The sequence below is a fragment of the Pediococcus parvulus genome (genome assembly GCF_007990205.1).
Lineage (GTDB): Bacteria > Bacillota > Bacilli > Lactobacillales > Lactobacillaceae > Pediococcus > Pediococcus parvulus.
Genome location: NZ_BJWE01000007.1, coordinates 1 through 19,520, shown reverse-complemented (window position 1 = coordinate 19,520; position 19,520 = coordinate 1). Strand labels below are relative to the sequence as shown.

Sequence of the window (19,520 nt, the reverse complement as noted above, 5' to 3'; positions counted from 1 at the left end):
GTCAAGGAATTTCCATTGACAAAGATTTTTTGCACAGGTATAATTACATTCGTTGCATTAGGAGGTTTTTAAATGAATTGGTCACTTTCTGATCTTATGAAACACAAGGAACCCCTCCATTTTAATGAAAATCTTGATTTAAAAGAGGACTTAATCAGTCGCACGTCGGAAGTTTTGGATGTGAAACTGGTTAAAGTCGATGGGTATGCAATTAAGGATCGGGATGCAGTGTTAGTTTCAGCTAAAGTTACTGGAGAAATCGTGGTACCGTCTTCACGGTCATTACAGCCAGTAAATTTTCAGTTAGACTTTCCCGTGAATGAATATTATGTTGAAGCAGGTACAAGTTTAGATCGATTTGACGCAACCGAAACGGTTTTGCCGGTTCAGGATGACCAAATTGATTTTTCAAAGGCTGTTGCGGATAATATTATTTTACAAATTCCGATGCAAATCTTTTCACCTGATGAAGAAAATGGCAAAGTTCCAATGCCCGCTGGGGATGATTGGGAAGTTATTTCCGAGGAAGATGAAAAAGATGCGCAAATTAAACAAGTTGATCCACGTCTTGCTAAACTAAAAGATCTATTTAACTCAGAAGATTCTGATCCTAAGTAGTATTAATATAGTGTAAGACATAAAATTAGCGGGAAACCGTAATTCTCTTAAAGGAGGTGCTATTGATGGCCGTACCAGCAAGAAAAACATCAAAATCACGCAAACGTAATCGTCGTGGACATATCAAATTACAAACTCCAGGTTTGGCACCATGTCCAAATTGTGGTGAATTACGAGTTTCACATCGTGTTTGCCCAAGCTGTGGATATTACGATGGTAAACAAGTATTAGATGTTAAAAGTAAATAATTCGTTTATTTAACAAAAGGTAGGAAAAAGCCATGGTTTTTCCTGCTTTTTGTTTGCGCTAAAATCAAATTTAGTTTTAAAAACTTTAACTTTGTTAGCGTTTTTGTTACGATTAGTAAGAACTAAAAAATAGGAGGCAGCAACATGGATAAACCACAAATTGGCGTAGTCGGTATGGCAGTTATGGGCAAGAACCTAGCTCTTAACATTGAAAGTCGCGGCTACACAGTTGCAATATACAATCGGACTGGTTCGAAAACAGAAAAGGTCGTTTCCGACCATCCAGAAAAGCACCTAGTACCTAGCTATACAATTGAAGACTTCGTAAATTCACTTGAAAAACCTCGTCGAATCATGATGATGGTAAAAGCTGGTAAGGCAACTGATGCTGTGATTGCTGAGTTACTTCCACATTTGGACAAAGGTGATGTCTTGATTGATGGTGGTAACACCTTCTTTGAAGACACAATGCGTCGAAATGCTGAATTAGATAATTCAGGAATCAACTTTATCGGCACTGGTGTTTCTGGTGGTGAATTGGGAGCTCTTGAAGGTCCCTCAATGATGCCTGGTGGTCAAAAAGAGGCGTATGATTTGGTTGCACCTATTTTTGAAAAAATGGCTGCAAAGGCCGAAGATGGGACACCATGTGTAACCTACATTGGACCTAATGGTGCTGGTCACTACGTCAAAATGATTCATAACGGAATTGAATATGGCGATGAAGAGCTCATTGACGAAAGTTACAACTTGCTACGTAATATGGTTGGTCTTTCAGTTGATGAAATTGCTGATATTTTCTCCGACTGGAACAAAGGGGAACTGGATAGTTACCTCATTGACATTACCGCTGATATCTTAACTCGCAAAGATGATTTAGGCTCTGATAAGCCAATCGTTGATTTGATTATGGATAAGGGTGGTAATAAAGGGACTGGTAAATGGAGTTCACAAAATGCACTTGCGTTAGGCGTTCCTCAATCCCTCATCACAGAATCCGTTTATGCGCGTTATATTTCTGTTTTGAAAGATGAGCGAGTTGCTGCAAGTAAAGTTCTACCTAAACCAGAAGGCAAAGTTGAATTTGATAAAGATGCTGTGATTGAAAAAATTCGTCAGGCGCTATACTTCAGTAAGATCATGAGTTATGCGCAAGGCTTTGAACAAATGAAAGTTGCTTCAAAGCATTATGATTGGAATTTACAATTTGGTGAAATTGCTAAAATTTGGCGTGCTGGTTGTATCATCCGTGCGCAGTTCTTGCAAAATATCACTGATGCATTTGATAAAGATCCTGAATTGGATAACTTATTGTTGGATGACTACTTCAAAGATATTGCTAAAAAGTATCAAGAATCGATTCGAGACATCGTTGGATTAGGGGTTAAAGCTGGTGTTCCAATGCCTGGATTTACTGCTGCCATTTCTTATTACGATTCTTATCGTTCTGCCGTTTTGCCTGCTAACTTGTTACAGGCTCAACGAGATTACTTTGGCGCACATACGTATGAACGTGTCGACCGCGAAGGTACTTTCCATTATTCATGGTATAAAGAACAATAAATAGTAAAAAGGAATCTTTTTTAGGCACATTAATGCTTAAAATTGATTTTTTTTTGTCCTCAAAGTTATTTTTTCTTATAAAGAAGTGAGTGCTTCTAGGCAAAATCTCATTTTAATGTTAAACTTTGTCTTGTATGAATTTAGCACGATTAAGATAATTTTAACTTTTAACAACTAGGAGTGGGAGAATGAGTCGGATATTAATTATTGAAGATGAAAAAAGTTTATCGCGGTTTGTTGAACTAGAGCTTCAACATGAAGGTTATGAAACAGAAGTTCAATTTAACGGACGAACAGGTTTAGAAGCAGCACTAAATAAGAATTTTGATGCCATTTTGCTAGATTTAATGTTACCGGAGTTAAACGGGATTGAAGTTTGCCGACGAGTTCGGGAAGCAAAAACAACACCAATTATTATGATGACTGCCAGAGATTCAGTGATTGACCGTGTTTCTGGATTAGATCATGGTGCGGATGATTATATTGTTAAACCATTTGCAATTGAAGAACTGTTAGCACGTTTACGCGCGTTACTACGTCGAATTGATATTGAAAGTGAACAAAAAGCCTTTCAGCAAACAACTGTAACCTATCGTGATATTACGATTGAAAAGGAAAATCAGGTTGCCCGTCGTGACGGCAAAATTATTAATTTGACAAAACGTGAATATCAACTCTTATTGTTATTAATGGAAAACATTAACGTTGTCCAATCTCGGGATGCACTTTTAGACGAGGTTTGGGGCATTGATAATGAAGTTGAAACGAATGTTGTCGATGTTTATGTTCGTTATTTACGGAATAAGATTGATCGTCCGGGTGAGCAGTCTTACATTCAGACAGTTAGAGGAACAGGGTACGTGATGCGATCGTGAGCCAAGCGCAAACAAAACAACAACCATATATGCAAACCGGTTTAGCTAAACGAAGAATATCTTTGAAATGGAAATGGGCGATTGGAACAGGAGTTGGCGTTCTCCTTATCTTTTTCGTATTTTCATTTTTTGTCTTTAATAGTATTTCACAAGTGATGTTGAATCAAGAGCGAGAGCAAGTTAACACAACCATTAATTCTGTTGATTCCCGTTTACAGAAAGTTTCCAAAATTGATGGGATTACCGTGGGTAAGTATTTACGACCTGACAGTGCGGCAGGTAATTCTGAGCAAAGTGAACAACCATACAGCAATCAATTGTTAACTAACCTTGCTCGCCGCGATATCGTGGTTTCCGTTTATGATTTAAAAGGAGAGCAAGTCTTTGCTACACGGCGAAGTTCAGAGAAATTTGTGGTTCCAAGTAAACGAACAATTGCAAGGGAGAAAGAAGACAATTTTGATGGGTTGATAGGTAGGGCACCCATTAAAAATAGTAAAGGTAAGTTAATTGGGTACATTCAGGTTGTGGATACGCTAACCAGCGTGAAACGCACACAGCAAAAAGTAATCTGGATTATTATTTTGTTAACGATCATTGCTTTTGCGTTAATTTCGCTTTTTGGATACTTACTGGCTACTTATTTATTACGGCCAATTAATGTGATGAACAATACCATGAAGCAAGTCACAGAGGATCCTCAAACTGAATTACGAATTCCTGATCTTGAACGAAATGATGAGTTATCAGATTTAGCAATTGTTTTTAATGATATGCTAGATCGTATGCAGCGATATATTGATCAACAGCATCAGTTTGTTGAAGACGTATCCCATGAACTCCGAACGCCTGTAGCCGTTATTCAGGGCCATATGGAGATGCTAAATCGATGGGGTAAAGATGACCCGAAGATTTTAAATGAGTCTCTGCAGGCTTCTTTGGATGAAACGAAGCGCATGCAAAGCCTAGTTCAAGAAATGTTGGACTTAACAAGAGCTGATCAATTGGAAATCCATTTTTCAAAGGAAAAGACTCCTGTGATGAAGGTAGTTAATCAAGTATTTAATGATTTTAAGATGATTCATCCTGAATTTACATTTACTCTAGATAGTGATGTGTATTCAAATCCAATTGTCCAGATTTATCGGAATCATTTGGAACAAGTTTTAATTATCCTACTAGATAATGCGGTTAAGTATTCAACTAAACGAAAAGAGATTCATATTTCGGCGGCCGAAGATGCTCGAACCATTCAAATTGCGATTCAAGACTTTGGTGAGGGTATTTCTGAAGAAGATGTTAAAAAAGTTTTTAATAGATTCTATCGTGTAGATAAAGCTCGAAGTCGGGACAAGGGAGGCAATGGTTTAGGTTTATCAATTGCTCAACGGCTGGTAGAAGGATATCATGGAAAAATTTCGCTTGAAAGCTCAGTTGGGTATGGTTCCATTTTTAGAATTACATTACCGATTGTCAAAGATGAACCTAGTGATGATGACGATGATAAATCACCTGATCATGATTTAGGGGATTAAAAAAGGATTGGAAAATTAAATTTCCAATCCTTTTTTCGATTTGCATTTATTTATGATGCTGCTGTTTGCCAGCATTTCGTTTTCGATTCTCGTCATGTTCTTGTGCAATCGTTGTTGTTTTTGGCTGAGCAGGTGTGACTGGTGCTGGTGGAACTACCACTTTTGGTGGGTTCTTCTTCATTTCTGCTTCAACTGAGGCACGAATTCTTGGCCGATATAGATAAATAATTAAGGTCTGAATACATGCAAAGATTCCACCAACAAAGAAGTATAGGCCTAAACCGGCAGGAGCTCTAAATGAGATGAAGAAAATCATTAACGGACTAACAATCATCATCGACATCATCGATTTTTTCTGATCTGCGGGGATTCCTAAAGTTCCTAACCAACCTTGCAATAGATAAACGATAAAGGAAAGGCCAGCAAGAATTAAATTAGGTTTACCAAGGCTGAATCCCATAAATAAGCTTCCTGTACCACTGGCTAATTCTGGTGAATATTGAATTGCGGCATACAGGGCAGCAAAAATTGGAAATTGGATCAGAATTGGTAAGCAGCCCATTCCACCAGTCATACTGATGCCATTGTCGCGATAAAGAGACATCATTTGTTGACTGACAGCTGCCTTTTCTTCGTTTGTAGTGGCTTCTTTTTGACGTTTCTGAATGGCAGTCATTTGTGGTTTCACATAAGCCATTTTTTCCTGTTGGACAGTTGCTTTACGTGACTGTTCAATCATCATTGGAAGGAGAACCATTCGAATGATGAAAGTTACGGCAATAATTGCCCAACCATAACTACCACCAAGCAGGCTAGCAATCCAGTTCATGATGTGTTGCGTTGGAACGGCTAAATAATCGTAGATAATGCCATACGGTTTTCCTGACTTTGTTCGTTGAACGCATCCGGTCAATAGCAACGCTAAACTAGCAATAGCTGTGAGCGTGCCCAGGTGTTTTATTTTCTTCAATTAATACATTCCCTTTCAAATTAAACTGACAATCGCTACTATACGTTATAATCGTTGGTTTTTCAATGGTTGTTTAGTATGTAACCCGAAAATCAGTGAAATTTTGAAGCGTTTGTTCCGTAATGGTGGTTTTTTCAACATGGCCACTGGGAGATGGAGACATTTTTACTGCATTAATGAATTCATTTAAGTGATCGTTTTCACCTTCAGCCTCAATAAAAACAGAACCATCATTGCGATTAGCTACGGTACCCTTAATATTTAGTTTATCGGCAACCATTTTGGTTAAATAACGAAAGCCGACTCCTTGAACACGACCAAAAACTTGAATTGTAACTGATTTCATAAATCATCTTCCTTTCAAATGTGTTATCTCCATTTTAGCATTTCTCATGCAAAAGAAATAATATGGTATACTAACATTAAATAAGGAGATAAATTATGGAAACAATTTTATCAACACAGAACAATCGAGTTAAAGAATGGGAAAAGTTAAAAACCAAAAAGGGACGTAAAAAGACGGGCTTATATTTAATTGAAGGCCGTCATTTAGTCACCGAGGTTTTACAAAGTGATGCAATTACAGATTATATTGTCAGTACGCAAGAAGAGTTGGATGCCATTAGTTTTGACATTCCCGAAGATAAGTTAGTGATCGTTTCAGACAAAGTTGCGGATCGTTTGAGTGATACTGTGACGACGCAGGGTATTTTTGCCGTTGTCCAAATCCCTAACAAGCAGCGGCAAATTCAAGATCCAATTCCTGATGAAAAGGGATCCTGGCTATTTTTAGATAACATTCAAGACCCAGGTAATATCGGGACAATGGTTCGAACAGCAGATGCAGCCGATTTTGCGGGAGTTGTGTTTGGTAAAGGGACGGCTGATGTATTCAATCCAAAAGTGCAACGTGCTATGCAGGGAAGTCAGTTTCATATTCGGCTAGTACTGGGCAACCTTGATGAATGGACTCAAAGCTTTAAACAGGCGAAAATTCCGGTTTATGGAACAGAACTAAATCCGCAAGCTAAAAACTACCAAACTATTGAAAAAGCGGATGATTTTGCTTTGATCATGGGTAATGAAGGAAATGGGATGTCACCAGAGTTATTGACCCAAACAACTGCTAATTTATACATCCCAATCAAAGGAAAAGCTGAGTCTTTAAACGTGGCTGTTGCGGCTGGAATTTTGATGTTTTCTTTGAAAGATATTTAGTTTTTGTTACATTTTATATTTGGTTAGTGTTTCCTTTGCTTTTTAGCGCAAAAGTAGGTATTATATTGGTAATTCAAAATTAGTTAACTACTAAATTTAATATAAAAAAGGAAGTATTTAATGAAAATAAATGCTTGGGAACAGGATCAGGATTATCTTGAGATCGTTTCAGATTTATTAAACACTAAAGAAGTCCAAAAATTAGACCAGTTTACACAACATCATAATTACACGCGGTTGCAGCATTCTATTTCAGTATCCTATCAAAGCTATTTGATTGCCAAAAAATGGCATTTAAATGATCGTGCAGTGGCTAGAGCTGGATTATTACATGATTTGTTTTATTATGACTGGCGTACCACTAAATTTGATTTGGGATCACATGCGTACATTCATCCACGAGTGGCTTTGCGTAATGCTGAAAAATTGACACCATTAACACCAATGGAAAAGGATATTATTCTTAAACATATGTGGGGCGCAACACTTGCGTTTCCCAAGTACAGAGAAAGTATTATTGTCTCGGTAGTTGATGATTATGCGGCCACACAAGAGTATTTAGGACATGTTCACAAGAAAGCCCGGTTTATGTTGAATAAAATGCAACAACGGATTTCTTCTGAGAAATAAAGAGTTATAAGGAGGAAGAGCAATGTCAGAAGCACTAAAGGTTTACGAGCCAGTCGACAATTTTTCACTATGTCCAAAGTTTAGCCGGACATTTTCCGTCCTCGGTCAAAAATGGAACGGATTAATTATCGAAGTTTTATTAAATGAAGGTTCACAACGATTCAAGGATTTAGCACACAATGTGCCTAAGTGTAGTGATCGTGTATTGGTAGAACGACTAAAAAATTTGGAGACTGAGGGAATTGTGAATCGATTAACTCATCCAAATTCATCTTTGATTGAATATCAGCTCACTCAAAAGGGGGAAGCCTTGCGTCCAGTTATGAATGCGGTTCATGAATTTGCAGATTGTTGGTACGCAACTGAAAAGTAAAAAGTTGTTGACTATCATGCAATTTTAATCTAATATTTAAGTCGGAAAAACTATGAGGAAGAATAGTAGCTAGTGATGTTTGAAAGGAAGTATCTGCCTTAGACTGAAAGCAGATATCCAAACTAAGGCTGGTGAATTCACTTCGGAGTTATTTATTTGAAAGAATGAATCGGTAAGTCGCCGTTATTGATGCCAAGTGTGCTAACCTATTTTGTTAGTGAACCAGGGTGGTAACGCGATAACTCGTCCCTTTTTGGAGGCGAGTTTTTTTGTGCATTTTTTTAAAAAATTAGGAGGTCAGGTTATGGGATTACATGAACAGTTAGAAGAATTAAAAAAGAAATCTTTACATGAGATTTCACGTACAGATGGTCTTAAAGGCTTAGATGCCATTCGAGTCAATGTATTGGGTAAAAAGGGTCCTTTGACTGAAATTTTACGGGGGATGCGTGACATTCCCAAGACTGAACGTCCTAAAGTTGGTGAACTGTCTAACCGAGTGAGGGATAATATTACAGCAGCTATTGAAGAAAAACGGGCTGAACTGGAAAAAGCAGTAATTGCTAAAAAATTAGAAAATGAAAAAATCGATGTCACATTACCTGGAAAACCCGTTTTGCAAGGGCAACCACATGTGATTCAACAAATTATTGATAATATTGAAGACTTGTTCTTAGGGATGGGTTATCAAGTGGTTCAGGGTCCAGAGGTTGAAACTGATAAATATAACTTCGAAATGTTGAATTTGCCTAAGGATCATCCCGCTCGTGACATGCAGGATACTTTTTACATAACTGACGAAATTTTGATGCGTAGTCAAACTTCGCCAGTCCAGGCACGGACGATGGAAAAACATGATTTTTCTAAAGGCCCATTAAAAATGATTTCACCAGGTGTTGTTTATCGTCGTGATACTGATGACGCCACCCATTCCCATCAATTCCATCAAGTTGAGGGACTTGTGATCGATAAACACATTACAATGGGCGATTTAAAGGGAACTTTGGAAACTCTGGCAAAAGAACTTTTTGGTGACCGTTTTGAAGTCCGCTTACGTCCTAGTTATTTTCCATTTACGGAACCTTCTGTAGAAGCTGACGTAACTTGTTTTAATTGTATGGGTAAGGGCTGTTCAGTATGTAAGCAAACTGGTTGGATTGAAGTGTTAGGAGCCGGAATGGTTCATCCAAATGTGTTAAGAATGGCTGGTGTTGATCCTGAGGTGTACGGTGGTTATGCATTTGGCCTTGGTCCCGATCGGTTTGCGATGTTACGTTATGGTGTTGATGATATTCGGAACTTCTATCAAAATGATGTCCGTTTCTTATCACAGTTTTCAAAGAAAGGATAACAATAAAAATGAAAGTTTCTTATAACTGGTTAAAAGAATATTTTGATCTCGATGTTGATCCGAAAGTATTGGCGGAAAAGATTGAACGGACTGCAGTTGAAGTGGATGAAGTTACACGTGCTGCTGACGGCCTTAAAAAAATTATTGTGGGTTATACACTTGACGTACAGCCGCATCCAGATTCTGACCATTTGAATATTTGTCAGGTAGATGTTGGGGAAGATGAGCCCATTCAAATCGTTTGTGGTGCTCCAAATGTTGCAAAAGGTCAATATGTCATTGTGGCTATGCATGGGGCTCGAATCAAGGATAATGTCAAAATTAAACGTAGCAAAATGCGTGGACAACAATCAAATGGAATGATTTGTGCACTACAAGAAATTGGCTTTGAGGAAAAAGTCGTGCCTAAGGACTATGTCAATGGTATTTATGTTTTTCCTGAGGATAGCCATGTTAAACCTGGGGAACCCGTTTATGAATATCTGGGCATGGATGACAATGTGATTGACACTTCAGTTACACCTAATCGTGGTGACTTATTTAGCATGGATGGCAACGCCTATGAAATCGGGGCGATTTATAACAAAAAGCCGGTTATTCATCATCGTAAACTTGAAACTATCGACGAAACAACGGACATTAAAGATTTGTTGGACATTAAAATTGATGCACCAGATGATGTTCAGGCCTATCAAATGGGAATCGTTAAAAATGTAAAGATTATGCCAAGTCCATTTTGGCTTCAAGTGCGTTTAATGACAGCTGGAATTCGTCCGATTAATAACGTGGTTGATGTTACCAACTATGTTATGTTGAAATATGGGCAACCCTTACATGCATTTGATTATGATAAATTAAATACTAAAGAAATCCGTGTTGGCTATTCAGCGCAAGGAACAAAGTTTGTCACTTTAGATGGTGAGAAGCGAGAACTGCGTAGCCAAGATTTAATGATTAAAGATGGAGATAAAAACATTGCAATGGCCGGTGTTATGGGTGGCTTAGCAACGGAAATTACTGATGAAACAAAGACCATTGTCATTGAATCAGCAATTTTTGATTCCATTAAAATTCGTAAAACTGCACGTCATCATGTGCTCCACAGTGAAGCTTCAATGCGATTTGAACGGGGTATTAATCCTGCGACTGTTACAGATGCGTTGAATGAAGCACTTCAGTTAACTGCTCAATTTGGAGAAGGAAAAGCGGTTAAAAATCATCTTTCACCAGTTGATCCTAATCCCCAAAGTGTGGAAGTTACGCTTGATTTGACGCGAATTAATCATGTTTTGGGAACCGCACTTAATGTTGATGAAGTGACAAATGTTCTTCACCGATTACAGTTTAATGTTCAGGTTTCTGATGAAGTCTTCAAGGTGACCGTTCCGGCTCGACGGTGGGATATTCATATTCCGGCTGACATTTTGGAAGAAATTGCGCGAATTTATGGTTATGACAACTTACCCTCAACGTTACCAACTGGTCCAACCACAATTGGTCGGTTAACAACTAGTCAGCAGGCTATTCGTGGGATCCGTGAGCTTTTGCAAGGTAGCGGCTTAAATCAAGCCATGAGCTACGGTTTAACAACTGTTCAGAAAGCAAAAATGTTCATGATGCAGGAAAGTGAAGAAACGAAGCTTGATTTTCCAATGAGTCAGGATCATGCTGTTTTACGAATGAATTTAATCAGTGGTTTGTTGGATGATGTGGCTTATAACGTTGCTCGTAAGGTAGCTAACGTTGCCTTATATGAACAAGGACGTGTCTTTTATCGTACGGCTGGCGTGGATCGCCCTAGCGAAGTTGAACATTTGGCGGGTGCAATTACCGGTTCCATGATTTCTAAGAGTTGGTATGGAAAAGAAGTTCCCGTTGATTTTTATCAGTTAAAGGGGATTGTGTCGTTACTTTTACATGACATGAACTTTGAAAAATCTGTAAGTTATGTTGCTAATCAGGATCGTCCAGAAATGCATCCAGGAAGAACGGCTGATATTTATTTAGGAGATCAGGTTATTGGTTTTATTGGTCAAGTTCATCCACAATTGGAAAAAGAATTTAAGATTCCTGAAACCTATGTCTTTGAACTTAATTTACAGGCAATCTTGGATGCACCAAAGAAGATTCAACATTATGAGCCAATTTCTAAATATCCAGCAATTACTCGGGACGTTGCCTTAGTAATTGATAAAGAGGTTTCAAATACAGAAATTGAAGCTACCTTAAGAGAAAAATCCAATCACCATTTAGAACAGATTCAACTATTTGATGTTTATTCAGGAAAACACATTCCAGAAAACAAAAAATCTGTTGCTTATACTTTAACGTATCGAGATAAACATAACACCTTAACGGAAGATGAGGTTAATAAAGAATTTGAACAAGCAATTGCGGCATTAAAAGCAGCATTTGAGATTGAAATTCGATAGTCTCTTTGAAAGTTATAGAACTTGATAGCTGATTAAAAAAATCGGCAGAGTAAACTCATTTTTAGTATAATTACAGATAATGTTTTAGGAACGGAGGAAAAAATCTTGAATAATCAAGATCAAAATGGGCAAGACAAAACGACTAGACAAAGAAAACAAACACAAGGGCACTCAATTATTAGGTGGGTCACTATTGTATTAGCCGTTGTCATCGTAGCAACTGGATTTATTGTTTATCATTATTTTTCAGGCGCTCTGGAGCCACTAAATCCAGATAGTAAGCAACAAATCCAGATTAACGTACCAGAAGGATCTTCGACACGTCAAATTGGTTCAATCTTACAAGAAAAAAAAGTCGTTAAAAGTGGTGCAGTGTTTAGTTACTATGTTAAATCTCATAACATAACTAATTTTAAAGCTGGCTATTACGTCTTAAAACCATCGATGACTTTAAATAAAATTGCCAAAAAATTACAAAAAGGCGGCAGTGCGACACCAGTTTTACTTGGTAAATATGTCTTGATTAAAGAGGGAGAAACAATTGATGAAGTTGGTAGTACGATTGAAAAATCGTCTAATTTTACGCAAAAGCAATTTATTGCGTTAATGAATGACAAAGACTTTATCAATAGTCTATATAAGAAGTATCCCGATTTGTTAGGATCAGCTATGAAGGCTTCTAACGTGCGTTACCGACTTGAAGGATATCTTTACCCAGCTACTTATTCTTTGGGAAAGAAGACTACCTTGAAGTCCGTTGTCACCCAAATGGTGGCTAAGGAAAACGATGTATTAAAGCCCTACTATGCAAAAATTAAAAAGCAAAAAATGACAGTGCAAGAAGTTCTTTCTTTGGCTGCCTTAGTTGAACGTGAAGGAAATACAACTTCTGATCGACAAAAGATTGCTGGTGTTTTTTTGAATCGTCTAGCGATTAAGATGCCATTACAATCTGATGTTTCTGTTTATTATGCGGTTAAGAAAAGCTTTGGTTCTGATTTAACAACAACTGATTTAAAAGATAAGTCACTTTACAATTTGCGGCTTCATAAGGGTTATGGTCCAGGACCAGTTAATAATCCTAGTGAAAAATCGGTTTTAGCCGTTTTGCACCCTAAGGACCGCAGTAAGGATTATTTATATTTTGTTGCTAATTTAAAAACCGGAAAAATTTACTTTTCAAAAACGTACGATGAACATTTGGCAAATGCAGCCAGTCAGGATCCAAGTAATAAATAACGGATGAGGAGTAATTCATGAATACAAATGACAAACGACCCATTTTAATTGGTGTGACTGGCGGATCTGGTAGTGGGAAAACTACTGTCAGTCGAAAAATCTATCAAAATCTATCTGGTCATTCAATTATGACGCTCCAACAAGATTCTTACTATAAGGATCAAGCCGACATGTCCATGGAGGAACGGACGGCTGTAAATTATGATCACCCGTTGGCGTTTGATACTGATTTATTAATTAAGCAATTAAAACAGTTGTTGAACTACGAAGCAATTGAAAAACCGGTCTATGATTACACAAAATTAACACGGAGTACCAAAACGGTGCATCAAGAGCCTCGCGATGTGATTATTTTAGAAGGAATTCTTATCCTTGATGATCAAAGACTCCGTGATTTGATGGATATTAAAGTTTATGTAGATACGGATGATGATATTCGTATTATCCGCCGTATTGAACGGGATATCAAAGAACGGGAACGGACGTTAGATTCAGTGATTACCCAATATTTAGCAACCGTTAAGCCTATGTTTCATCAGTTTGTGGAACCAACCAAGCGCTATGCTGATATTATTGTCCCAGAAGGTGGTCAAAACACAGTGGCAATTGATTTGTTGACGACGAAAATTAAAGATATTCTTTCTCAAGATGGCAGAGATGGCATTTTTCGTGAGTAAGTCTATTTACAAGCCGTTTACTTCATGGTACGCTGTAAATCGTTATATTTTCATCATAAATAAGAGGTGTCTAAAAAGTGGCAAATGAAAAAACATATCCGATGACTGAAGCGGGAAGAAAAAAATTAGAAGATGAGTTGAATGAAAAAAAGACAAAAACTCGTCCAGAGGTAATTGAACGAATTAAGATTGCCCGTGGTTTTGGTGATTTGTCAGAAAATTCAGAATATGAATCTGCTAAAGATGAACAAAGTATGGTTGAAAGTCGAATCAGTACGATTGAACATATGCTTCAAAATGCAGAAATTATTGATAATAATGCAGTTGCTAAAGATGTTGTGTCTTTAGGAAAAACTGTTGAATTCAAAGAATTACCTGATGAAGAACCAGAAGCTTATACAATTGTGGGGGCTGCTGAGGCTGATCCAATGTCTGGCAAGATTTCCAATGACTCACCAATTGCTAAGGCCTTGTTAGATCACAAAGTGGGCGACCAAGTTGTGATTGCAACTCCAGGTGGCGATATGAACGTCGAAATTTTGAGTGTCAAAGCTGAATAAGCAAAAGTGAGAGGAAAAGGCGGGTAGTTCTGAACTTAGCCAAGATTTGTGAATGGTCCGTACTTTGGATTATTTGTTAACCGTGGCTAAGTGGAAAAATTCGCCTTTTTTCATATTTTAGAAATAATATTAGAAATAATATTAGAAATAATAAATAAAGAGACCTAACAAAAACTGATTTTGTCAGGTCTCTTTTTATTTTGGTCACAAATTTTTAGCAAAAAAGAAACTTACCAAAGCCTTTAATCACTTTTGATAAGTTCTTTTATAGAATTTCAACCTATTCTTTTGTTTGCCTAAGTCGCCGCTTATTTAACCAGAGATAACAAAGGACAATGAGCAACGCTACTAAAGTCACAATGAGACCGGTAAAGAGATAAGGTGGCCAGTAAGTAAGTACAATTTTATGCGTACCGGGGGTCAATTGAATACCACAGAATGTCTTAGCAATTTTGATAACCTTAGCTGATTTACCATCCACCGTTGCATGCCAGCCTTTTCCATAAGGAACGGTTGTCATTAAGAAATCATTTTTCTTAGTCACCGTAATTTTTCCCTTAATTTGGTGGCTGTTGTGTTGTGTAACCTTTAATGGGGATGTGCTCAACGTTTTTTGAATCTTGGTAAATTTCGTTTGATTTAAGTGATATAAAGTGAAATTTTCAAGCCATAAACTCATTTTTTTGAGTTGAATTTTCAAAGTCACGGTTTTCCCTTTACTATGATTTGCAAAGTTGACCACTACTGTATTCCGATAAGGCGAATACTGAGTGAGTGACTTTCCATTGATTGTAAAGGTTGCATTATCCGGATTTAAATCCTGACCAAACGTAAGATAATACGCACCGTTTGTTTTTGGGGTAAACTTAAAAGTTACAATTCCGGGTTTTGATAAACTGTTTTTCTTCAAAACACTACCAGTCAACTTAGTCGTTTGATTAATATTCTGGAAAATAACTTCATTAAAGTTTTCTGAAGTGAAAAGTTTAGAACTTGTGTGGCCAGCTAGTGTACTGTAAAGTTGTGACTGATACTGAATGGTATCTAACTTGCTTCCATCAAAGTTTTTCACCAAACTTGAGGCACCAAAGCCAACAGACAAGGCGTATGGGTTTTTATACGTTTGGGTCAAACTGTCTTGGCCAACTAATTTATAGGCAGATAAATCTGGTCGATAAGTTAGTGCCGGTAAAGTTGGATCAGTTGTTGAAGCTGCTGATGAACCGGGGAGAGTCGATTCAATATTTTTAGACCAGTATTTCATTCCTAGCAAGCTGTCCGTAATCAAAGTTCCGTTGGAGTACGTGACAAAACCATCTCCATCTGGTTGACCAATTTTTTGCATAAAGTTTGGAATTTGAGTTTCAAAGGTTGAACTAAAGTGAGAACCACCATTATATGCGGCCTGCATCGAATCGTCTTTAGTTCGCATATAGGTTGTCCCGATCCGATAGAAGCCTGAGTCTTTGTTTTGAATTTTGCTGGTTGTTTTATCAATTTCTGTTGTATAGTTACCAAATTCAGATTGAGAAACATATGATAAGTTATTTAATGATAAACAAGCGTTAACGAAGACATCTAGCACAATTAAAACGGTGATTAACCAGCCAGACTTAGGCCTTTGTCGAAGAAGCACAAAGGCCAGTAACCCTAGTGCAACGAATAAGCAGCCAATTAAGAAATTATTTTGATCGACATATTTTTTGAAACTAGATAAATTCAAGTAGAGGTAAACTAAACCGCTTAAGAAGATAAGGCTTGTGATGATTAGGCTACGATCACTAAATGTTGGTTTCGAGAATAAGTATCTGGCTGCTAAAAAGATAATCCAGAAACAAACAAGAAAACTAAAACGGTATGGATACCACCATGGAAATTGCATGGCATGCCAAAACAGATCTAAAGGCTGAAAACAAAGCGACAAAAGCAGGAATAACGTAATGATTCCCGAAGTAATTCGTTCCCGTAGTTTTAAGTTGTGATTTGTAAAATAGAGCGCGAAACCAATTAAACAAAAGGCGCCTACAAAAATGTTTGGTAAACCACTTGGCATCTGTTCAAAATTGAAGGTTCCGGGTAATAATTTACTGAGCATTTTAAATGGAAAGTACTCAAATTTAAACTTCACACTTGTTTCAGTGTACTGGACCTTGCTTTGTGTCAAGATGTAAAAGGTAGGCATCAATATCCAAGAAGCGAAACCACCCGAGAGGAGGGCGCCACCCACAAATCGTTTCAAAGCTGTGAAGGTCGTTTTAAATGAGGTATAATGTTGTGCGCTAGCAAAGGCAAAATATAAGACACTAAAAATACATATCATGTATGCCATATAGTAGTTAATGATTAACATTAGCGATAACCACAAAACAAACCAACGAATTTTACCCGTTTTAAAAATTTGTTCAATTCCTAAAATAATTAAAGGTAAAAGGATGGGGGCATCCAGCCAAATCAAGTTTAGTTGATTGGCAATGCTGAATCCCATTAAGGCATAGGCAGTTGACAATCCGGGCACAAGCCAAGAAACTTTTGGATACATTCCTTGAAGCAAAATTGCAAAAGTAAGACCGGCAAATGCGTATTTTAAGATGGTAATAATAAAAATTCCAGTTGTGATGGTTTTCCCTGGGAAAAATAGCAAGATGAGGTTAAATGGGCTCATTAAATAATAGGCCCACGTTCCCGTCATGTCTCCACCAATTGCTTTTGAAAAAGAATAGAAAAAAGCAGTTGGGTCATGGAGAATCGTGTGACGGAAATAGGCAAAGAGGTCAACATATTGCTGACCTAGGTCAACAGTTAATAAACTGCTTGAGCCAAATGGCGCCATTTTCCGATAAATAAAATAACCAGCCATCAAAATTAGCGGAATTAAAAAACTAACTAGAAGTTGCTGTTTATGTGAGTTAACAAGGTGTTTGGTGTGTTTGAGACTAGTTCTTTGCATCATATTCCTCTTTTCGCAATTACTTTTCTTAGCATACCACATTGACTAAGATAATCTAAAAATGTGAACAAGTTATAGAAGCAGTTTGATTTTTTTGTTAGAATGATGAAGTAGCGTGAAGGAGCTTAAGATTTTGAAATCAAATAAAGAATCATCTAAAATTCGTAAAACGAAATCAGAACTACCATTTCGGCTCAATCTCATTTTTATTATTGTTGTTATTCTGCTAGTCACCTTAATTGGGCGACTTGCCTATTTGCAGATCTTTAATGGATCCAAATATGTGGCGGATGTTGATCGAACTGATACTACAGTCGAAACTAGCAATGTGCAACGAGGTGAAATTTATGACTCAACCGGAAAAGTTCTGGTGGGAAATAAATCGCACCAAGCTATTCAATATACCAAGGGGGTTAATGTTTTATCCTCAACATTGAGAAAGACAGCTAATCGATTAGGCCGGTATATGAAGGTCTCAACCTCGACACTTTCCGCTCAAGATGAAGCGGATTACTATTTGGCCAAAACTTCTAATTTAAAAAAAGTAGAAAATAGTATAAAGAATCACAGTGATTATGGAAGCAAAGCCCTTTATAATTTAGCGGTTGAGAAGGTTAAAAAGACTGTCAATTTAACAAAAACAGAACAAAACGCGGCCAAAATTTTTAGTCTCATGAATGGTGCCTATGAATTATCAACGGTTTATCTGAAAGAATCCGGTGTTTCTACTAAGGAAGTTGCAGAAATTGGTGAACATTTATCAGAACTACCTGGGGTTAAAGTGGGAACCAGCTGGTCTCGTGATTATCCACAAGGAAGTTCGATTAAGAGTATTGCCGGAACGGTTTCGAGTGCTAAGGTTGGTTTGCCAAGTGACGAGGTGAACATTCTCTTGGCGCAGGGCTATTCGCGTAACGATAGTGTCGGCCAGAGCTATTTGGAAAAAGAATATGATTCTATTCTGAAAGGAACCAAATTGCAAACACGAGTCGAAGTTAGCGGAAACAGCACGATTAAAAAAGAAGTTAAACAATATGCTGGTAAAAAGGGTGATAATCTTGTTCTTTCTATCAATGCTGCTTTTCAGCAAAAGATTCAACAGTATGTTCGCTCAGCCACATCAAGTGCTGGTGGAAAGTCAACTGGCGCATACGCGGTTGTCATGAATCCAAATACTGGAGCGGTTATTGCTTTAGCTGGTGCTGATCGTAATACAAGTACAGGAAAGCTGACAAATAATGCGCTGGGAACGATCAATGAGCCAATCGTCATGGGGTCCGTTGTCAAGGGTGCTATGGTGTCTGGCGCCTTGATGGACGGTGTAATTACACCAACGAATAGCACTTTAACTGATCAGCCAATTAAACTTGCTGGTACGAGTGCAAAGGCATCGTGGTTTAATAAAACAGGGAGCGCCAACATGAAGGTAACGGCTTCAACAGCGCTAGAAGTATCTTCTAACTCGTACATGATGCAGTTGGCAATGAAAGAAGCTGGCTTTAATTATTCTTCAGGAACAAGTTTATTAGGGATGAAATCAAGTATTTTTACAAAAATGCGGGGTTATTTTGAACAATTTGGTTTAGGTACTTACACAGGAATTGATATTCCAGGGGAATCATCTGGATATCAAGGACCAAGTGGTGAAAGCAATATAGGTAAAGCGCTAGATTTATCTTTTGGAAACTACGATGCTTATACCACAATTCAAGTTGCACAATATATGTCTACCATTGCAAATGGCGGATATCGTTTGGCGCCGCATGTTGTTTCTCAAGTTAGAGGCACAAATTCTAAAGGTGGTTTGGGAACAGTTGAGGAAACGATTGAACCAAAGACGTTAAATTACATTGATGATACAGCTGCTGAAAAGAAAGTTGTTACTGATGGCTTATATAAAGTTGTCCACGGAAAAAATACCTATAAAACTGGTGGTTCGCTGGCAAGTATTAGTCCTGAGATTTCTGCAAAGACAGGTACAGCCGAAACAACTACAAATGGTAAAACGACCGTCACACTAAGTTTGGCTTCTTATGCACCATCAAAAAATCCAAAAGTAGTTGTGGCAATTGCAATGCCAGGTTTAGGAGAAAGTGCTGAGAGCAATAATATTGCCCTTGCTAAGAAGGTCTATGCAGCCTATTGGAAGATGGTTGAAAGTACTTCAACAACAAAGAGTAGTTCCAAATAAATTAGATTTTGACAATTGGTTATAAGTCAATAGGCTGTTTGATTAAGCGGTTTTGGGGGAATCTTTGAGTTAGTGTAAAGTTTTAGTAGAAAA

The 19,520-nt window shown here is 37.6% G+C and carries 17 protein-coding genes and 1 other annotated feature; of the genes, 14 read left to right on the top strand and 3 right to left on the bottom strand.

From position 1 onward, the window contains the following. Positions 1 to 72: 72 nt before the first annotated feature. The 5 genes from PPA04_RS02885 (at position 73) to PPA04_RS02865 (ending at position 4,839) form a co-directional block, all read left to right on the top strand. The gene (locus PPA04_RS02885; RefSeq protein ID WP_057783126.1) at positions 73 to 618 is read left to right on the top strand and encodes a YceD family protein; all 546 of its coding nucleotides are present in this window, start codon (positions 73 to 75) and stop codon (positions 616 to 618) included. 65 nt (positions 619 to 683) lie between these two features. Beyond that, the gene (gene rpmF / locus PPA04_RS02880) at positions 684 to 866 is read left to right on the top strand and encodes a 50S ribosomal protein L32 (RefSeq protein WP_057748399.1); all 183 of its coding nucleotides are present in this window, start codon (positions 684 to 686) and stop codon (positions 864 to 866) included. A 144-nt stretch (positions 867 to 1,010) separates the two neighbouring features. Beyond that, positions 1,011 to 2,429 carry an NADP-dependent phosphogluconate dehydrogenase gene (gene gnd / locus PPA04_RS02875; RefSeq protein WP_057783128.1) on the top strand — a complete coding sequence of 473 codons (1,419 nt, stop codon included), beginning with the start codon at positions 1,011 to 1,013 and terminating at the stop codon, positions 2,427 to 2,429. A 188-nt stretch (positions 2,430 to 2,617) separates the two neighbouring features. Then, positions 2,618 to 3,304 carry a response regulator transcription factor gene (locus PPA04_RS02870; protein ID WP_057783130.1) on the top strand — a complete coding sequence of 229 codons (687 nt, stop codon included), beginning with the start codon at positions 2,618 to 2,620 and terminating at the stop codon, positions 3,302 to 3,304. Next, entirely contained in the window at positions 3,301 to 4,839 is a 1,539-nt protein-coding gene (locus PPA04_RS02865; RefSeq protein WP_373295131.1) for a HAMP domain-containing sensor histidine kinase, read from the top strand. The genes PPA04_RS02870 and PPA04_RS02865 overlap by 4 nt, the downstream gene beginning before the upstream one ends. A gap of 46 nt (positions 4,840 to 4,885) precedes the next feature. Here PPA04_RS02865 and yidC read toward each other — a convergent pair whose 3' ends face one another. Next, complete coding sequence (gene yidC, locus PPA04_RS02860) at positions 4,886 to 5,809, bottom strand: membrane protein insertase YidC (RefSeq protein ID WP_057783133.1); 924 nt, start codon at positions 5,807 to 5,809, stop codon at positions 4,886 to 4,888. 73 nt (positions 5,810 to 5,882) lie between these two features. Then, on the bottom strand, positions 5,883 to 6,155 hold the full coding sequence (locus PPA04_RS02855; protein ID WP_057783135.1) for an acylphosphatase: 273 nt from the start codon (positions 6,153 to 6,155) through the stop codon (positions 5,883 to 5,885). A gap of 95 nt (positions 6,156 to 6,250) precedes the next feature. On the opposite strand from PPA04_RS02855, the gene PPA04_RS02850 reads away from it, so the two are divergent. The 8 genes from PPA04_RS02850 to greA all read left to right on the top strand — a co-directional run bounded on the left by PPA04_RS02850 (position 6,251) and on the right by greA (position 14,289). Next, positions 6,251 to 7,027 carry a TrmH family RNA methyltransferase gene (locus PPA04_RS02850; protein WP_057783137.1) on the top strand — a complete coding sequence of 259 codons (777 nt, stop codon included), beginning with the start codon at positions 6,251 to 6,253 and terminating at the stop codon, positions 7,025 to 7,027. A gap of 120 nt (positions 7,028 to 7,147) precedes the next feature. Continuing rightward, entirely contained in the window at positions 7,148 to 7,657 is a 510-nt protein-coding gene (locus tag PPA04_RS02845; protein ID WP_057783139.1) for an HD domain-containing protein, read from the top strand. A gap of 22 nt (positions 7,658 to 7,679) precedes the next feature. Beyond that, positions 7,680 to 8,030, top strand: coding sequence for a winged helix-turn-helix transcriptional regulator (locus tag PPA04_RS02840; RefSeq protein WP_057783141.1), 351 nt, complete (start codon positions 7,680 to 7,682; stop codon positions 8,028 to 8,030). Between the two features lie 43 nt (positions 8,031 to 8,073). After that, positions 8,074 to 8,284 (top strand) — a binding site (T-box leader). A gap of 50 nt (positions 8,285 to 8,334) precedes the next feature. Next, entirely contained in the window at positions 8,335 to 9,381 is a 1,047-nt protein-coding gene (pheS, locus tag PPA04_RS02835) for a phenylalanine--tRNA ligase subunit alpha (RefSeq protein WP_057783143.1), read from the top strand. An 8-nt stretch (positions 9,382 to 9,389) separates the two neighbouring features. Then, complete coding sequence (pheT, locus tag PPA04_RS02830; RefSeq protein ID WP_057783145.1) at positions 9,390 to 11,813, top strand: phenylalanine--tRNA ligase subunit beta; 2,424 nt, start codon at positions 9,390 to 9,392, stop codon at positions 11,811 to 11,813. Positions 11,814 to 11,915: 102 nt separating this feature from the next. Continuing rightward, positions 11,916 to 13,052, top strand: a complete 1,137-nt coding sequence (gene mltG, locus PPA04_RS02825; RefSeq protein ID WP_436976126.1) for an endolytic transglycosylase MltG — start codon at positions 11,916 to 11,918, stop codon at positions 13,050 to 13,052. Between the two features lie 17 nt (positions 13,053 to 13,069). Continuing rightward, positions 13,070 to 13,729: a uridine kinase gene (udk, locus tag PPA04_RS02820; protein ID WP_057783151.1), complete on the top strand. Its 660-nt coding sequence runs from the start codon at positions 13,070 to 13,072 to the stop codon at positions 13,727 to 13,729. Positions 13,730 to 13,806: 77 nt separating this feature from the next. Then, positions 13,807 to 14,289 carry a transcription elongation factor GreA gene (greA, locus tag PPA04_RS02815; protein ID WP_057783154.1) on the top strand — a complete coding sequence of 161 codons (483 nt, stop codon included), beginning with the start codon at positions 13,807 to 13,809 and terminating at the stop codon, positions 14,287 to 14,289. Positions 14,290 to 14,569: 280 nt separating this feature from the next. On the opposite strand, the gene PPA04_RS02810 is transcribed toward greA, so the two are convergent. Next, entirely contained in the window at positions 14,570 to 17,236 is a 2,667-nt protein-coding gene (locus PPA04_RS02810; RefSeq protein ID WP_057783156.1) for a YfhO family protein, read from the bottom strand. A 133-nt stretch (positions 17,237 to 17,369) separates the two neighbouring features. Between PPA04_RS02810 and PPA04_RS02805 the strand changes: the two genes are divergently transcribed. After that, positions 17,370 to 19,427, top strand: a complete 2,058-nt coding sequence (locus PPA04_RS02805; protein WP_057783158.1) for a peptidoglycan D,D-transpeptidase FtsI family protein — start codon at positions 17,370 to 17,372, stop codon at positions 19,425 to 19,427. Positions 19,428 to 19,520: the final 93 nt, after the last annotated feature.